Origin of the sequence: Roseovarius sp. THAF8, assembly GCF_009363735.1 — a bacterium.
Lineage (GTDB): Bacteria > Pseudomonadota > Alphaproteobacteria > Rhodobacterales > Rhodobacteraceae > Roseovarius.
In genome coordinates this window covers 3776729-3791595 of sequence record NZ_CP045410.1, presented here as the reverse complement: position 1 = coordinate 3791595, position 14867 = coordinate 3776729, and the positions used below count along the sequence as shown (strand labels likewise).

Here is a 14867-nt window from a genome sequence, read left to right as displayed (position 1 = left end):
TCATGGACCTTTCGACATTCCAGACCTTTCGCGTGGCGGCGTGCGACCTCAATGGTCGTATGCGCGGCAAGCGCGTGCCGGGTGATTATGCCGGCAAGCTGGACAAGGGCGCGATCAGGATGCCCATCTCGGCGCTCAACCTCGATATCTTCGGGGCCGACATCGAAGACAGCCCGCTGGTGTTCGAAACGGGCGATGCCGATGGCATCCTATTGCCCACCGGGCGCGGCGCCCTGCCTCTGCCTTGGCTGGAGACGGAACAGCCGCTGGTGCCGATGGCCATGTATCACGAGGATGGCCGCCCGTTCGAGGGCGACCCGCGCCATGCCCTGGACGCCGTACTGGCGCGCTATGCCAAGCGGGGATGGCGCGTGGTGGCCGCGACCGAGCTGGAATTCACCCTGGTCGATGACAGCGACGATACGCTCAGTCCGGTTAAGAACCCCCTAACGGGGCGTGAAATCGGGTCGGAAGAGATCCTTTCGATGGCGCAGCTGGACCTCTTCGACCCTTTCCTGTCAGAGCTTTACGAGGCTTGCGCCGCCATGGACATCCCGGCGCAGACCATGACCAGCGAAAGCGGTGTGGGTCAGTTCGAGATCACGCTGAACCACCAGGACGCGATGCGGGCCGCCGATGATACGTGGCTGTTCAAGCGGCTCATTCGCAACCTTGCGCGCACGCACGGATTCGCCGCGACCTTCATGGCCAAGCCCTTTGCCGACGATGCGGGCAACGGGATGCACCTGCATTTCTCGGTCTGGGACGAGGACGGAAAGAACGTTTTCGACAATGGCGGGGACGAGGGAACATCCCTTTTGAAACAGGCGGTTGCGGGCTGTATTTCAGCCATGCGGGAAAGTACGTTGCTGTTCGCGCCTCATGCTAACAGCTATGACAGGCTGGTACCCGGCGCCCATGCGCCAACGGGTGTGGCCTGGGCCTATGAGAACCGGACGGCGGCCATTCGAGTGCCGGGGGGCAGCCCCAAGGCGCGGCGGATCGAGCACCGGGTGGCGGGCGGCGATACGAACCCCTACCTGACCTTTGCGGGGGTGATGGGTGCCGCGCTGACCGGCATCGAGGACGCGCTGGAGCCGCCGGAGCCGATCACGGGAAATGCCTATGATCTCAACCTCCTGCAGCTTTGCGAGGACTGGGAGAGCGCCATCGACATGTTCGAGACCGCGCCCATCCTGGCCCGCGTGTTCGAGCCGATGCTGATCCAGAACCTGGTGATGACCAAGCGGCAGGAACTGGCGCTTTTCGCCGAGATGGACCCGGCGGAGCACTGGAAAGTCTACCTGGAAACGGTCTGAGCGACTCGAAGGTTAACGCCCCAACCCCACATCGGTATCGCGTCGGTATCCGGGTGGTATCGCGGCGGTATTTTCTCAAAATCCGAAGTCGTTACCATGCCGGACGCCGAGACCCCGTGGCGCGGGCGCCGGAAATGGCCTAGAACGGCCTTGAACGGGCCGATTGGCTCGGCTAGCGTAAATTTGATCAAATTTCTGGTGTGACATGAAGATCGGCATCCTGATGACCGGACACGCCCTGCCCGACCTGATCGAGAGCACGGGCGATTACGACGCGATGTTCGCGGACCTGCTGGGGCGGCACGGCTTTACCTTCGAGCGGTACGACGTGGTGGACGAAGTCTACCCCGAGAGCCCCGATGACGCGGATGGCTGGCTGATAACCGGCTCGAAGCACGGGGCCTATGAGGACCATCCGTGGATCCCCCCGCTGGAGGCGTTCATCCGCGACACCCGCGACGCGGGCAAGCCGCTGATCGGGGTATGCTTCGGCCACCAGATCATCGCGCAGGCCCTGGGCGGCAAGGTGGTGAAATTTCCCGGCGGATGGTCGGTGGGGCGCACCGAGTACCAGATCGACGGCAAGCCCATGACCATGCACGCCTGGCACCAGGACCAGGTGGTCGAGCTGCCCGAGGGGGCCGAGGTGATCGGGCATTCGGAGTTCTGCGAGAACGCGGCGCTGATGATCGGGGACACGATCCTGACGATCCAGCCGCACCCGGAATTCACCGCGCATGTGTTGCAGACCATCATCGATCAGCGCGGCGCGGGCGTGGTGCCGGACGATCAATTGGCCGAGGCGCAGGCCAGCGCCCAGACGCCCACGGACGCCGCCGCCTTTGCCGAACGCATGGCGGCGCATTTCAGGAAAGGGGCCTGACATGGCCGAGGACTGGACGAGCGGACTGCCCGAGGCGGCGCAGGCCTACCTGGAGAACCGGCGGCTGGACGAGGTGGAGTGCATCGTCGCCGACCTGCCCGGCATCGCGCGTGGCAAGGCGGTGCCGGCGAGCAAGTTTGCGCGGCAGGATTATTTCCACCTGCCCGACTCGATCTTTTACCAGACCATCACCGGGGACTGGGGCGAGGCGGCGGGGGCGGAAGGCTTCATCGAGCGCGACATGATCCTGACGCCGGACATGAGCACGGCGACGGCGGCGCCCTGGACCGGGGACTGGACGTTGCAGGTGATCCACGACGCCTATGACCGCGACCGCAAGCCCATCCATTTCGCGCCGCGCAACGTTCTGAAACGGGTGGTGAAGCAATACGAGAAGCTGGGACTGAAGCCCGTGGTGGCGCCGGAGATGGAGTTCTTCCTGATCGCGCGCAATCTCGACCCGCGGCAGGAGATCGAGCCGATGGTGGGCCGGTCGGGCCGGCCGGCCGCCGCGCGCCAGGCCTATAGCATGACGGCGGTGGACGAGTTCGGCCCCGTGATCGACGACATCTACGATTTCGCCGAGGCGCAGGGGTTCGAGATCGACGGGATCACGCAGGAAGGCGGGGCGGGCCAGCTGGAGATCAACCTGCGGCACGGCAACCCGGTGAAGCTCGCGGACGAGGTGTTCTATTTCAAGCGGCTAATCCGCGAGGCGGCGCTGCGGCACGATTGCTTTGCCACGTTCATGGCCAAGCCCATCGCCGCAGAACCCGGCAGTGCGATGCATATCCACCACTCGATCCTGGACATGGAGACCGGCAAGAACGCGTTTTCCGGACCGCAGGGCGGTGAGACCGACATGTTCTATCACTTCATCGGCGGCTTGCAGGAATACATGCCGGCGGCGATTGGCGTGATGGCGCCCTACGTCAATTCCTATCGGCGGTATGTGAAGGACAACGCCGCACCGATCAACTTGGAATGGGGGCGCGACAACCGCACCACGGGCATTCGCGTGCCGCTGTCCAAGCCGGAGGCGCGGCGCGTGGAAAACCGGATCGCGGGGATGGACTGCAACCCCTATCTGGGCATCGCAGTCAGCTTGGCCTGCGGTCTGTTGGGGATCAAGAACGAGCTGCGGGCCAAGCCGCAGTTTCGGGGTGACGCCTATGAGGGCGAGCCGGATTTCCCCGACGGGCTGGGCGCGGCGCTGGACCTGTTTGACGAGGCGACCGAGTTGCAGGAGGTCCTGCACCCCGAGTTCGCGCGGGTCTATTCGATCGTCAAGCGCACGGAATATGCCGAGTTCCTGCAGGTGATATCCCCCTGGGAGCGCGAGCATCTTCTGATGAATGTCTAGGGCAGCGGTTCTGGCCCTTGGCATGATGGTCCTTTTGGTGACCGGGCTGTGGCTGTTGCGCGAGGGCCCTGCCCCGGCCCCAACCGACGCCGACACATCGGGTGTCGAGCGGCATGACTTTCTGCAGGGGCTGCCGCTGGACGAAGGCGCCTATGCGCTTTTGCTGCACGATCAGGTGACGGGAGACGGGCTGCGCGTGGTGCGGGATGCCGCCGCGCTGAAGGCGGCGCAGGGACGAGCCTATTACACCGACAATCCCGGTGCGCAATTGAAGCGGACGCTGTTGTCGATCCTGTTTCTGAGCCCGCCGGGGATGCCGCCGGACGGCGCTTTCGTGACCGTTCTGAAGGACAAGCAGAGGGTCGAGACGTACCGCTGTTACCGCGCCTTCTGCTCCGGGACCGAGGCCTTCGATCCGCCGCATGAACGGGACATGGCGGGGCTGGTCGAGGCGTCGGAGCCGGTCGAGCTGGTGACCGAGCGCTTTGACCACCACGACGCCGCGCGGGCGCGGATGTTCAAGCTGATGCAGGACCCGGAGGTGGCGCTGATCGAACCTGCGGACCTGCCCGCGCCGGGCACCATCGTGTTTCCCCAGCGGGTGCGGCTGAGCCTGCCCGCGATCCTGCTGGAGACGGACGAGACCGGTCACGCGGCTCGCGTTCCGTTCGATCAGACCGCGCTGGAGGCGCAGTTTGCCGCCGCGTTCGCCCATGTCTTTCCAGAAACGGACGCCTATCGGCTGAACCCGATGCAGGTGAGCGAGATCTACCCGCCGCAGCCGGGCTGGCCCGTGGTGGGTGAGGAGATCGACGGGTACTTGCGCGACCCGGATGGGAACCTGCGCGGGCTGGACGGGATCTTGGTGATCGAGCCATCGCTGACGGTCGATCTGACCGAGCGGATGGTCGAAGCGCTGCAAGCCGAGGACGCGTTTGCCGCTATCCCTGAGTTTGCGCCGCCCGAGCCGCCCTTTGTGGCGGACCGACTGGCGGAGATGGCCGAGGCGCATTTGGGCCGCCCCTGCCCCGCCTGTTTCAAGATCGAACTGCCCGTGGCGACGGTGGAGGGCATCCGGGTGGATCGTCTCGACCCGCCGTCCTTTACGCTGGCCCATTACAGGATCGCCCCGCAATGAACCTGCTTTATTCCAACGACACGCCCGGAACATACCCCGACAGCTGGTACGCGGCCACGACCGAGCCGCTGGCGCCTTTCGCGCCGTTGCGCGGCGAGACCCGCGCGGATGTCTGCGTGGTGGGGGCTGGGTTCACCGGGCTGTCGGCGGCGCTGCATCTGGCCCAAGCCGGGCTGGACGTGGTGCTGCTGGAGGCGCATCGCGTCGGTTTCGGCGCGTCGGGGCGCAATGGCGGGCAGTTGGGCAGCGGGCAGCGGCAGGACCAGCAGACGCTGGAAAAGATGGTGGGGCGCGACGATGCGGCCAAGCTGTGGGAGCTGGCGGAGGGCGCAAAGGATCTGGTGAAGGGACTGGTGGCCAAGCACGGGATCGACTGTCACCTGAAGCCGGGCGTGGCGCATATGTGCTTTTCCAAGGCGGAGGTGCGCGAAGAGCATGACTATGCCGATTTCCTGTTTCGCCGCTATGGCTATGACCAGATCGAGACGCTGGACCGGGACGCCGCGCAGGCGCTGTGCCCGTCACCGAAATACGTGGGCGGCTCGTTGGACATGTCAGCGGCGCATTTGCATCCGTTGGCCTTTGCCCTTGGCCTGGCGCGGGCGGCGCGGGATGCGGGCGTGCGGATCTTCGAGCGGGCCGAGGTGCACCGGATCGACGAGGGCGCGCCGGCGGTGGTGGCCACGGATGCGGGCCGGGTGACGGCGGATCACGTGATCCTGGGGTGCAACGGGTATCTGGGCGGGCTCAATCGCGAGGTCGCGGCGAAGGTGATGCCGATCAACAATTTCGTGGTGGCGACTGAGCCGCTGGGAGACGACGCGGACAAGGTGCTGACGCGGGACGTGGCGGTGGCGGATTCGAAGTTCGTGGTGAATTATTTCCGCCTGAGCCATGACAGGCGGTTGCTTTTCGGCGGGGGCGAAAGTTATGGCTATCGCTTCCCGGACGATATCGCGGCGCTGGTGCGCAAGCCGATGACGCAAATCTTTCCGCATCTGCGGGACGTGAAGATAGACCATGCCTGGGGCGGGACGCTGGCGATCACGATGAAGCGGATGCCCTACCTGACGCGGGTGGCGCCGAATGTCCTGTCGGCCTCGGGCTATTCCGGGCACGGGGTGGGCATGGCCACCTTCTCGGGCAAGCTGATGGCCGATGCGGTGCGCGGAGAAACGCAAGGCTTTGACACGCTGGCGCGGGTGCCGGCGCAGACCTTCCCCGGCGGGGCGGCGTTCCGCTCGCCGCTCCTGGTGCTGGCGATGACATGGTACGCGACGCGCGACCGGCTGGGGATCTGAGGCGGGTCAGCCGCGAGGCACGCAAAAGGCATGATGGCGGGCGTCCGGGCCGGTGTGGCGGACGACCCTCAGGGAGCCGCGCCGCCAGGACGTGATCCCGGACGGATCGGTGCGGATGGCCTCGAAGCCGAGATCCGCCAGAAGGTGCGGCGAGATATCGGCGAGGCGTTCGAGATCGGCCAGCATCCTCCCGTCGGTCGGGTCAGGATTTCTCACGGGCCGCATCCAATGGCGCAGACGCTTCGCGAGCGATGGGCGTGACGGGGTTGGCAGAGTAATGTCGAACATAGAAAGACCTCACGGGATCGGGGTGCCTGGTGAGAATAAAGCGCGACGCGGCTTGCGCTCAAACCATTCTTTCTGGCACCATGGGTGAGAAAAACTGATCCATGGAGCGGCGATGAGATTGCCCCCGCTGAATGCCCTGCGCGCCTTCGAGGCCGCTGCCCGCCACGGTGGCTTTGTCGGGGCGGCGGAGGAATTGCACGTGACACGCGGGGCGATCAGCCGGCAGATCAAGCTGTTGGAAGAGGATATCGGCGCCCTGCTGTTTCGCCGCCACGGCAAGGGGGTCGCACTGACCGAGGCGGGGCGGCGGTTGCAGCCGGTGCTGACACGGGCCTTCGGCGAGATCCTGGCCGAAACCTCGCGGATCGGGACGGAGGCGTCGGACTTGCGGATCATCTGCCCGCCCGCCACCTCGATCCGCTGGCTGCTGCCGCGGCTTGAGAGGTTCCGTGCCCTGCACCCCGGGATCGGCGTGCGGCTGACCACGGATTTCGTGGGGCCCTATGGGTTTGACGCGCACCAGTATGACGTGGGGTTTTCGGTCACGCACTGGCCGGACCGGCCCGGCGAGTTGAAGGTGGAAACGCTGTTTCCGGTGGAAGTCACCCCCGCCTGCGCGCCATCCCTGCTGGCCGCACAGGGACGCCCCGAGCGGCCCGAGGACCTGGCCCGGTTCCTGCTGCTGCACGAAACGCCGCGCCACGCCGATTGGCGCGCGTGGCTGGAGGCCTTCGACGTGCGCGGCGTGGACGCCGGCAGCGGCAGCGATTTTCCCAATCTCGACATGGCGGCCAAGGCGGCAACACTGGGGGCGGGCGTGGTGATGGCGGACCTTGCGCTGAACCGGGACGAACTGGAATCGGGCCTGCTGGTGAAGCTGTTCCCGGAGATGGTCTGCACCTCGCCCACGGGGGGCATCTGCCTGATCGCATCGCGCGACAGGTGGGACGACCCTAAGGTGGCGGCGTTTCGCGAGTGGGCGGTGGCCGAGACGCGGTGAGGTGTCAGCGACGTCGGAGGGGGACCAGTCCCCCACGTCGAAACGGAGTTTCGACGCCTCCCTGGGATATTTAAAGCCAGAGGAAGAGACGGCGAAGCGGCGCCGTTGTCAAAACTTCGCTTTGGGGTTGGACGGTTTTGGTGTAGAGGTTTCGGAAAATCGAAAAACGAGCTTCAGGAAATCCGAACATGACCCAGGTTAGCACATCCGCCGCACCCAATGTCTATGACGCCGAACCCATCCCCGAGGCGGCCCGGGCCGAGATCGACCGGATGCTGCAATCGGGCGACCTGTTCCGCTATACCGCGCCCGAGGATGCGCCGGTCAGCCTGCTGGAGCGCGAATTCGCGGCGCTGATGGGCACGCGCTATGCGCTGGCGGTGTCGTCCTGTTCGGCGGCCCTGTTCCTGTCATTGAAGGCGCTGGGGCTGCCGCGGGATGCGCGGGTGCTGATCCCGGGGTTCACCTTTGCCGCGGTGCCGTCGTCGGTCATCCATGCCGATTGCGTGCCGGTGCTGTGCGAGGTGGGCGAGAATTACCGGATCGACATGGCCGATTTCGAGGCCAAGTTGGACGAGCGGATCGACGCGGTGATCGTCAGCCACATGCGCGGGCATACCTCGGACATGGACGCGATCATGGGGCTGTGCGACGTGCGCGGCATCCCGGTGATCGAGGACGCGGCGCACAGCCTGGGCACGGTCTGGGGCGGGCGCAAGATCGGCACGATCGGGCGCGTGGGGTGTTTCAGTTTCCAGTCCTACAAGCTGGTCAATGCGGGCGAAGGCGGGATCCTTGTCACCGATGACGCCGACCTGGTGGCGCGGGCCGTGATCATGTCGGGCGCGTATGAGCATAACTGGGCCAAGCATATGGCGGGGGACGACCCGATGCTGGCGGCCGCCTTTGCCGACTGGCAGAACCGGCTGCCGCTTTACAATCTGCGCATGGGCAACCTGAGCGCCGCGATCATTCGACCGCAGCTGCCAGAGGTGGCGCGGCGGGTGCGCGACGGGCGTGCCAACCACGATCATGTCGCCGGGCGGCTGAACATCTCGCCCTGGCTGCGTGTGCCGGACAAGCTGGACCGCGAAGAGCGGGCGCCGGATTCGATCCAGTTCAACCTTGTCGACATGAGCGATGCCGAGGTGCGGGCCTTTGCCAGCGCCGCTGCCGGGCGCGGCGTGAAGGTGCAGGTGTTCGGGATGTCGCAGGACAACGCCCGGGCCTTCTGGAACTGGCAGTTCCTGCCGGGGCCGACGCCGGACCTGCCGCAGACGCGGGCGATGCTGATGCGGGCCTGTGACGTGCGGCTGCCCGCGCGTCTGAGCCGGGACGACCTCGACTTCGTGGCCTACGCGCTGATCGCGGCGGCGGAGACGGCGGCGGGGCCGATGGAGCCGGAACGGGCCTACGGCACCTGAGGAAGGCGCGCGCCCGACCTGAAGCGTTTCGCACATTAGCCAATCCTTGCACGCATTTCGCCTTTCTCTGATGGCCCCGGTAACAGGCGAAACGCTTCAGAGCAGGTCGAGCTGATCGGCGAGGAACGGGTACGCCTCCTGCGCCGGGGCGAGGATCGTGTCGCGCAGGATCGGGCGCAGGGTTGCGGCCAGTTGCGCCGGCAGGTCCTGAAGGATGTCCTTGCGCGCGGTCAGGCTGATGGTGCGGGTCAGCGGCTCGAACGGGAGCGGCATGACGTCGATCTGAGCGGCAAAGCGGCGGGCGCGCATCAGCGCCAAGGGGGGCAGGATCGTCCAGCCGGTCCCCTGCCCCACCAGCGCCAGGATGGCGTGGTAGCTGTCGAGCTCGAAGCGGTGCGGCAGGCTGAGTTTCTGCCGCGCGAGATGGGCCGAGAGCAGACGGCCCATGTAATGACGCTGGGTATACTGGATGAGCGGCAGGCGTTTCAGCTGTCGCAGCACGTCGCCGTCCGGTTTGATCCGGGCCTTGGGGGCCGCGACGACGAACCCTTCCCGCAAGAGTGGATGAACCTCGGCCCAGTCGTCGCCGGCGTTGAGTTCGGCAGCGACGATCATGTCGAGCGTGCGGCTTTCCAGGAGATCGTAGAGGTAGTGGCTGGCGCCGGTTTCCAGCAGGAACTGGCTGGTCTTGAGCTCGCCCGCCACGTGGGTCAACAGCTGCGGCGTGACGTCGGCCTCGAAATCCTCGATCATGCCGAGGCGGAAGCGGGTCAGCATCGACATGTCGGACATGGCGAGTTCGGCGCGGGCCTGGGCGGCCTCGTTGAGGATGACCTGGGCGCGGCGTTTGAGGATCTCGCCCGCCGGGGTCAGGCGGATGGGGCGCGCGTTGCGTTGCAAAAGCGTGGCGCCGACCGCGCCTTCGAGGTTGGTCAGTTGCTGGCTGACCGCCGAGGGGCTGGCGCCGAGGCGCTTGGCAGCCGCGGAGATCGAACGTTCGTCGGCCGCGGCCATGAACACCTCGATCCCCCACAGGGTGATACGGCCGGGGCTGTCGACCATGGCCGGGCCTTACTTGCTGAGCTTGGACAGCTTGTCCTGCAGATCGGCCAGTTGCTTCTTGATGTCGTCGAGGCCCTCGTCGCCGGCCGCCCCCGTGGCAGGCTCACCCTCCTCGGGCGTCTTGCCGGTCATGCCGGGGACGCCGCCGCCGGTCATGGCCTTGAGGAACGCCTCCTGCTGGGCGCGCATGGCGTCCAGGCCGGGCATCTGGTTGAAGGACTTGGCCAGCGGGTTCGCCTTGGCCATGTTCTCCATCATCTGGGACTGGCCCTGTTGCAGCATCTCGAAGCTGGCCGCGAGGAAGTCGGGCACCATGGAGGTGGCCTGGGTGGTGTAGCTGCGCACGAGATCGGTCAGAACGTTGATCGGCAGCACGTTCTCGCCCCGGCTTTCGTGTTCGGCGATGATCTGGAGCAGGTATTGCCGCGTGAGGTCATCCCCCGATTTCAGGTCGATGATCTGCACCTCGCGGCCGTCGCGGATGAACTCGGAGATGTCTTCGAGGGTCACGTAGTCGGACGTCTCGGTGTTGTAGAGACGACGGCTGGCGTACCGTTTGATCAGAAGCGGTTTTTCGTCTTCGGCCACGTGTGTCCTCCCCGGAATGCGTGCACTGCAGCAAAGCCTATGCCAGTGCAGAACAAAAAGAAAGGGCGTGTGGCGGTTGCCAGCGCTTTGCATGTCGTGGTGCAACTCCTGGCCAAGCGCCTTGCGAGCCTGGCTCTATGTCCGACAAAGCGTCCCGGAGGAATCTTCGGGACGCCGCCGCGCCGGGGGTCGGCTTGGCGGACCTTCCTGCCGTTCGCTGCGCTTGCCACATGTCAGACAGATGAGGATAGCCTTGCTCAGGACGCTTCCGGTCGGTTCTCTGCCATGAATCGACGAAAAGGCGTCACCGACGCGATATCGTCTGCGACGCTGGTTCGCCCCGATGACCCTATGCATGCACAAGGCGCAAAGTGATGACGCACGTCTCTGAATGCCACAAAGAGATCCTGCGCCCTCACCTGTCGGCGCGCGCCAAAATCACCTCTTTCTAATCATCGAAATGAGAGCGCAGCCGTTCATGGGTCTGGCACCCCTCGGGCTGAGGCTTTTGGTTATACCTGCCCCCAAGATTGCAGGTCAGGTTTATGACTTTTTGAAGGTCTCTGCTCTGAATGGACCCTTCATCAATTTTCTGACGCATAAACTCGATATAGTCGAGGAAGTTCCTGCCTTGATGATCGGGTGTATTCATTATGCCAGCAAGGTCATCAACCCTGCCCGCGTCGATGTACTTGTCAGCAATCTCTTTGATAAAGATGCTTGAAGTGGGAATGTAGTGGGAAATCAGAGGAATAAGGCGAATGCTATCCCTATATGGATAGCTTTCCCTGAAATGATTATTTCGACACTCGACGTTGCGAAGGGCCGCATGGATAACGTCCAGTTCTTTGTCTCCACAGTCAGCAAAGAAGTTCATGATATCATCATCAAAACTCTCAACATCGTCCATTCTGTCGCAAAGAAGATGAATGTTACCAATTGGTCGGCAATGCGCGTTGATATAATCCGTGACCCTCGTGATGGAGTCATCTCCCGTCAGCGGCGGCCCGCAATTGATGCAATCCTCTGAAGACCAGGCAGATCTTGGCGTGGCCATGGCAATGGTCATACACCCGATCATCAACGATACTCTAAGCGCTTTTATCATAATCAATCTTTTGCTTCCTGTCGGGCGTCGTGCCGCGCGGTTGGTGGAAGGCGCTTACCGGCGCTGTCCGGGGGTCAGGCTATCGCGTCATGCGGCGCGGTCAATGGTCTGATCCCGGAGCGGTCGGGCGAGGGTTTTCCACTCGCCACTCTCAAGAATGCAACGTCGGTGCGCCCCGGCGCTGTCAAGCCAAGCGCCGCAGAGCTTGGCCGGATCGCGGTCGCTCCCTGCAATGCGACGGGGCGCCCGTCATCCGCTCACCCATGCCGGGAAAGCGCGGGCGCCCCGGCTCTTATTCGCTGGCTTCGTACTCGGCCTTGCGCCGCTGTTCTTCGGCGACATAGGCATAGACGCTTTCGGGATCGACGGGTTTCGGCACCATTTCGCCGCCCCGGTTGGCCGTCTCGACACCTTCCGCCGCCACGGAGTCCTCGTAGCTGCGGACTACGACCGGAGCGCCGACCGGCACGCGCGAATGAAGGTCGATGATGTCCTGGTTGAACAGACGGATGCATCCGGCGCTGCCCTGGTTGCCGATCGTGGCCGGGTCGTTCGTGCCGTGGATGCGGTAATAGGTGTCGCGACCGCCGCGGTAGAGGTAGAGCGCGCGGGCGCCCAGGGGGCTTGCCTTGCCGCCCGGGATGCCCTTGGCGAAGGGCGCATAGGCCTCGGGGTCGGATCGGATCATGTTGGCGGTCGGTGTCCAGCCCGGCCATTCGGCCTTGCGCCCGATCGTGGCCCTGCCACTGAAACCGCGGCCTTCGCGACCGACGGCGACCGGGTAGCGAATGGCGCTTTCGGGGCCTTCGACGAAGTAGAGGAACTTGGCGTAGGGGTCGACGACAATGGTGCCCGGCGCCTCGTCGCCCTGGTATGTCACGGATTTACGCCGGTTCGGCTCGCGCAGGTATTGCGGGTCGATCGCGTCGATGGTGATGTGCCCTTCCTGCATTTCGCCGTATTCGGGGTAGGTTGCCCCGCCGGGTGTGTCCGAGGGCATCGTTCCCGCGCAGGCAGCGAGAAGAAGGCTGCACGCCAGGAGAACGAGGTTTCTTGCTGCGGCAAAGGGCATGGGTCAGTCCGATGAGTCGTTGCGATTTGGGGTCACCTTACGCCGCTGCGACCTGATGGCAAACACTTGGTCCCGGAGGTGTGGTCATGGGGTCACAAAGGAGTTCCGGCACCGGCAAATAGCGGCCGGTCGACGTAAGTTGGCGATGGTCCGGAGGCTGCCCATCCTGATCACGCGTCAGCGTGTGGCGAATGACCGAAATCCAATTGAGTATTCTCACAGGCACGGGTAGCATTGCGCATGGCCTTGCTCGGGCCTCCCCCCTCCACTGGGGCAGCATTCGACATGCGGAGCGACACGATTTCGAACCTATCCCGTTCGAGCACGCGCATAAGGAGGGATTGCGTAGACCGCTCGAAATTGGAGGTTCAAGATGAAACTGTCTTCACCAATCTACGCACTCAAGCGTCAAGCAAAACTGCTCGCGCGCGACAATGGCATCAAGCTTCACAAGGCACTCAACCAGCTTGCGCGCAAAGAGGGCTTCAGGGACTGGAGCCACCTGGCGTCCAGCTATTCCAGTTCAACACCCGCCAAAGACGTTTTGAGCCAGCTCAGTCCAGGCGACTTGGTGTTGATCGGTGCGCGCCCCGGTCACGGTAAAACCCTGCTTGGGTTGGAGCTGGCCGCGTTGGCTGAGAAAAACCGTCGCAAAGGTTACGTTTATTCATTGGATTACAATGAAGTGGATGTCTGGGATCGGTTTGCGAAACTTGGATTCGACCAAGATGCAAACGCCCGTTCAATCGTCGTTGATACCTCGGACGATATTTGCGCGGCCTACATTATCGAGTGCCTCGATAATGCGCCTTGTGATGCACTGGTCGTTGTCGATTACCTGCAGCTTCTGGATCAACGGCGAAGCCATCCTCCGCTTGAAGAACAAATCCGAGCGCTCAAGGAATTTGCCATCGGACGAGGGGCGATCGTGGTTCTGCTCTCGCAGATCGACCGCGCTTTTGAGCTATCGTCCCGCGGCATGCCAAACATCGAAAATGTGAGGCTGCCCAACCCCGTCGATCTGTCACTTTTCGACAAGCGGTGCTTCCTGCATGATGGCGAAATCCGGTTGGAGAAGGCGGCATGAGGCCTGCCTAGGCTCCTTTGCGGACGTTCGGTGAATGTCCGCAACCTCCGCATAGCGGCCGGTTGACGTAAATTGGCGATGGTCCGGAGGGTGGTGCCCAAATTTCGCCACGCTTTGCCATTAACGTTCAGCTAAGGAATTTACCTTACAACTTTAAAAAATTTATTTTCAACCATAAGCAATTCTTTGGAGGGATTGATGAAAACCGGAATGGTCACACTCGCAATCGGGTTCGGAATACTGGCAGCAACGGGTATCAGCTATGTCCGGGCAATCGCGTCCGAGACTGCGGTTTATACCTTTCAGGTGAAGGATGGCAGTGGCTCGATGAGCTATCGCTGCGCGATCGCGGCAACGCTGGCAAGTTCAGAGACCAATGCCCGTGCCGCTCATGCGATGTTTGAACCGGCCATGCGGACCTCTGCGCGGCTACAGGCAAAAGCCATGGTTGCCAGCATCTCGCCAGACCGTGCTTCCTCTGATTTGGTGGCCGACCTTGAAAGCATCAACGCCGAGGCTGACGCGCTTCGAGGAGCAACGCATCGCGAGATGCAACGTCGGTTCGGCTGCAATTACATCGGCAGCACCTGAAAACGCTCGACGTCCGTTTCTCGTCAGCCGTGTCGCCTTCTGGCTGTCCATCCCGAAATACGGACATCAAAAAAGGGCGAGCCGGTGAGGCTCGCCCTTCGGTGATCCGGGCCAAAAGGGAGGAAGTTGACCCGTACTCGTTAAACCGTTGACCGGCTCCGCTTACTTGGCAGCGGTGGTCGAGGCTTTCTTGGCCGCGGCGGTCATGTCGTCGGTCGCTTTCTTGACGGCCTTGGACGCATCTTCCTGCAGGTCTTTTCCAGCAGCCATCATCAGCTCGACCGTGTCCATCTGGACCTTCTTCGCGATCTCGGCGAAGGCAGCCATGTGCTCGGCAGCCGATTCAGCATTGGCCGACGCGAAGTCGGTCATGGCCTTGGCGTAGTCTGCCGGCTCGGATTTCGCCTTGGTGACGTCGCTGAGCTTGGACAGGGTTTCCTGGGTCCATTTGCCCGACAGCTCGGCCGACTTGGTGGCGGCTTCGAGCGCGACGCCCGACATTTTCTCGCTCAGGGCGGCCTGGTTCTTGAACGCTTCTTCCATCGCCTTGGTGTCGACGGGGAATGCGCCCATCATGTCTTTCATCATCGCGTTGATGTCTTGTGCTTGTGCTTTTGCCATTGGTTTGGCTCCTTACTGTTCG

The 14867-nt window shown here is 63.6% G+C and carries 16 protein-coding genes; 11 read left to right on the top strand and 5 right to left on the bottom strand.

The window, feature by feature from the left end; genetic code table 11:
- Nucleotides 1–2: 2 nt before the first annotated feature.
- The 5 genes from FIU85_RS18560 (at nucleotide 3) to FIU85_RS18540 (ending at nucleotide 6004) form a co-directional block, all read left to right on the top strand.
- A complete protein-coding gene (locus FIU85_RS18560; RefSeq protein WP_152497953.1) occupies nucleotides 3–1319 on the top strand; it encodes a glutamine synthetase family protein in 1317 nt (438 codons plus the stop codon).
- A 205-nt stretch (nucleotides 1320–1524) separates the two neighbouring features.
- The gene (locus tag FIU85_RS18555; RefSeq protein WP_152497952.1) at nucleotides 1525–2202 is read left to right on the top strand and encodes a type 1 glutamine amidotransferase; all 678 of its coding nucleotides are present in this window, start codon (nucleotides 1525–1527) and stop codon (nucleotides 2200–2202) included.
- 1 nt (nucleotide 2203) lies between these two features.
- Entirely contained in the window at nucleotides 2204–3565 is a 1362-nt protein-coding gene (locus FIU85_RS18550; protein ID WP_152497951.1) for a glutamine synthetase family protein, read from the top strand.
- 22 nt (nucleotides 3566–3587) lie between these two features.
- Complete coding sequence (locus tag FIU85_RS18545) at nucleotides 3588–4703, top strand: hypothetical protein (RefSeq protein WP_172978925.1); 1116 nt, start codon at nucleotides 3588–3590, stop codon at nucleotides 4701–4703.
- The gene (locus FIU85_RS18540) at nucleotides 4700–6004 is read left to right on the top strand and encodes an FAD-binding oxidoreductase (RefSeq protein WP_152497949.1); all 1305 of its coding nucleotides are present in this window, start codon (nucleotides 4700–4702) and stop codon (nucleotides 6002–6004) included. The genes FIU85_RS18545 and FIU85_RS18540 overlap by 4 nt, the downstream gene beginning before the upstream one ends.
- 6 nt (nucleotides 6005–6010) lie before the next feature.
- Here FIU85_RS18540 and FIU85_RS18535 read toward each other — a convergent pair whose 3' ends face one another.
- Entirely contained in the window at nucleotides 6011–6220 is a 210-nt protein-coding gene (locus FIU85_RS18535; protein WP_152497948.1) for a hypothetical protein, read from the bottom strand.
- A gap of 184 nt (nucleotides 6221–6404) precedes the next feature.
- Here FIU85_RS18535 and FIU85_RS18530 point away from each other — a divergent pair, with 184 nt between their 5' ends.
- Both FIU85_RS18530 and FIU85_RS18525 read left to right on the top strand, forming a co-directional pair.
- A complete protein-coding gene (locus tag FIU85_RS18530) occupies nucleotides 6405–7292 on the top strand; it encodes a LysR substrate-binding domain-containing protein (protein WP_152497947.1) in 888 nt (295 codons plus the stop codon).
- A gap of 188 nt (nucleotides 7293–7480) precedes the next feature.
- Entirely contained in the window at nucleotides 7481–8716 is a 1236-nt protein-coding gene (locus FIU85_RS18525) for a DegT/DnrJ/EryC1/StrS aminotransferase family protein (RefSeq protein ID WP_152497946.1), read from the top strand.
- 96 nt (nucleotides 8717–8812) lie between these two features.
- On the opposite strand, the gene FIU85_RS18520 is transcribed toward FIU85_RS18525, so the two are convergent.
- Nucleotides 8813–9778 carry a LysR family transcriptional regulator gene (locus FIU85_RS18520; RefSeq protein WP_152497945.1) on the bottom strand — a complete coding sequence of 322 codons (966 nt, stop codon included), beginning with the start codon at nucleotides 9776–9778 and terminating at the stop codon, nucleotides 8813–8815.
- A gap of 9 nt (nucleotides 9779–9787) precedes the next feature.
- The gene (gene phaR, locus FIU85_RS18515; protein ID WP_152492949.1) at nucleotides 9788–10366 is read right to left on the bottom strand and encodes a polyhydroxyalkanoate synthesis repressor PhaR; all 579 of its coding nucleotides are present in this window, start codon (nucleotides 10364–10366) and stop codon (nucleotides 9788–9790) included.
- A gap of 391 nt (nucleotides 10367–10757) precedes the next feature.
- On the opposite strand from phaR, the gene FIU85_RS22105 reads away from it, so the two are divergent.
- Both FIU85_RS22105 and FIU85_RS22100 read left to right on the top strand, forming a co-directional pair.
- Entirely contained in the window at nucleotides 10758–11090 is a 333-nt protein-coding gene (locus tag FIU85_RS22105; protein WP_172978924.1) for a hypothetical protein, read from the top strand.
- A 69-nt stretch (nucleotides 11091–11159) separates the two neighbouring features.
- Complete coding sequence (locus tag FIU85_RS22100; RefSeq protein WP_172978923.1) at nucleotides 11160–11396, top strand: hypothetical protein; 237 nt, start codon at nucleotides 11160–11162, stop codon at nucleotides 11394–11396.
- Nucleotides 11397–11766: 370 nt separating this feature from the next.
- Here FIU85_RS22100 and FIU85_RS18505 read toward each other — a convergent pair whose 3' ends face one another.
- A complete protein-coding gene (locus FIU85_RS18505; RefSeq protein WP_254702947.1) occupies nucleotides 11767–12474 on the bottom strand; it encodes a L,D-transpeptidase in 708 nt (235 codons plus the stop codon).
- A 445-nt stretch (nucleotides 12475–12919) separates the two neighbouring features.
- Between FIU85_RS18505 and FIU85_RS18500 the strand changes: the two genes are divergently transcribed.
- Together FIU85_RS18500 and FIU85_RS18495 are read left to right on the top strand one after the other, a co-directional pair.
- The gene (locus tag FIU85_RS18500) at nucleotides 12920–13633 is read left to right on the top strand and encodes a DNA helicase (protein ID WP_152497942.1); all 714 of its coding nucleotides are present in this window, start codon (nucleotides 12920–12922) and stop codon (nucleotides 13631–13633) included.
- A 198-nt stretch (nucleotides 13634–13831) separates the two neighbouring features.
- Complete coding sequence (locus FIU85_RS18495) at nucleotides 13832–14224, top strand: hypothetical protein (protein ID WP_152497941.1); 393 nt, start codon at nucleotides 13832–13834, stop codon at nucleotides 14222–14224.
- Between the two features lie 162 nt (nucleotides 14225–14386).
- On the opposite strand, the gene FIU85_RS18490 is transcribed toward FIU85_RS18495, so the two are convergent.
- The gene (locus FIU85_RS18490; protein ID WP_152492954.1) at nucleotides 14387–14845 is read right to left on the bottom strand and encodes a phasin family protein; all 459 of its coding nucleotides are present in this window, start codon (nucleotides 14843–14845) and stop codon (nucleotides 14387–14389) included.
- Between the last annotated feature and the right edge of the window lie 22 nt (nucleotides 14846–14867).

Bases quoted from the DNA above. Each gene is read 5' to 3' on its own strand.
- FIU85_RS18560 (WP_152497953.1), top strand. From the start codon at position 3: ATGGACCTTTCGACATTCCAGACCTTTCGCGTGGCGGCGTGCGACCTC.
- FIU85_RS18555 (WP_152497952.1), top strand. From the start codon at position 1,525: ATGAAGATCGGCATCCTGATGACCGGACACGCCCTGCCCGACCTGATC.
- FIU85_RS18550 (WP_152497951.1), top strand. From the start codon at position 2,204: ATGGCCGAGGACTGGACGAGCGGACTGCCCGAGGCGGCGCAGGCCTAC.
- FIU85_RS18545 (WP_172978925.1), top strand. From the start codon at position 3,588: ATGATGGTCCTTTTGGTGACCGGGCTGTGGCTGTTGCGCGAGGGCCCT.
- FIU85_RS18540 (WP_152497949.1), top strand. From the start codon at position 4,700: ATGAACCTGCTTTATTCCAACGACACGCCCGGAACATACCCCGACAGC.
- FIU85_RS18530 (WP_152497947.1), top strand. From the start codon at position 6,405: ATGAGATTGCCCCCGCTGAATGCCCTGCGCGCCTTCGAGGCCGCTGCC.
- FIU85_RS18525 (WP_152497946.1), top strand. From the start codon at position 7,481: ATGACCCAGGTTAGCACATCCGCCGCACCCAATGTCTATGACGCCGAA.
- FIU85_RS18520 (WP_152497945.1), bottom strand. From the start codon at position 9,778: ATGGTCGACAGCCCCGGCCGTATCACCCTGTGGGGGATCGAGGTGTTC.
- FIU85_RS22105 (WP_172978924.1), top strand. From the start codon at position 10,758: ATGCCACAAAGAGATCCTGCGCCCTCACCTGTCGGCGCGCGCCAAAAT.
- FIU85_RS22100 (WP_172978923.1), top strand. From the start codon at position 11,160: ATGATTATTTCGACACTCGACGTTGCGAAGGGCCGCATGGATAACGTC.
- FIU85_RS18505 (WP_254702947.1), bottom strand. From the start codon at position 12,474: ATGCCCTCGGACACACCCGGCGGGGCAACCTACCCCGAATACGGCGAA.
- FIU85_RS18500 (WP_152497942.1), top strand. From the start codon at position 12,920: ATGAAACTGTCTTCACCAATCTACGCACTCAAGCGTCAAGCAAAACTG.
- FIU85_RS18495 (WP_152497941.1), top strand. From the start codon at position 13,832: ATGAAAACCGGAATGGTCACACTCGCAATCGGGTTCGGAATACTGGCA.
- FIU85_RS18490 (WP_152492954.1), bottom strand. From the start codon at position 14,845: ATGGCAAAAGCACAAGCACAAGACATCAACGCGATGATGAAAGACATG.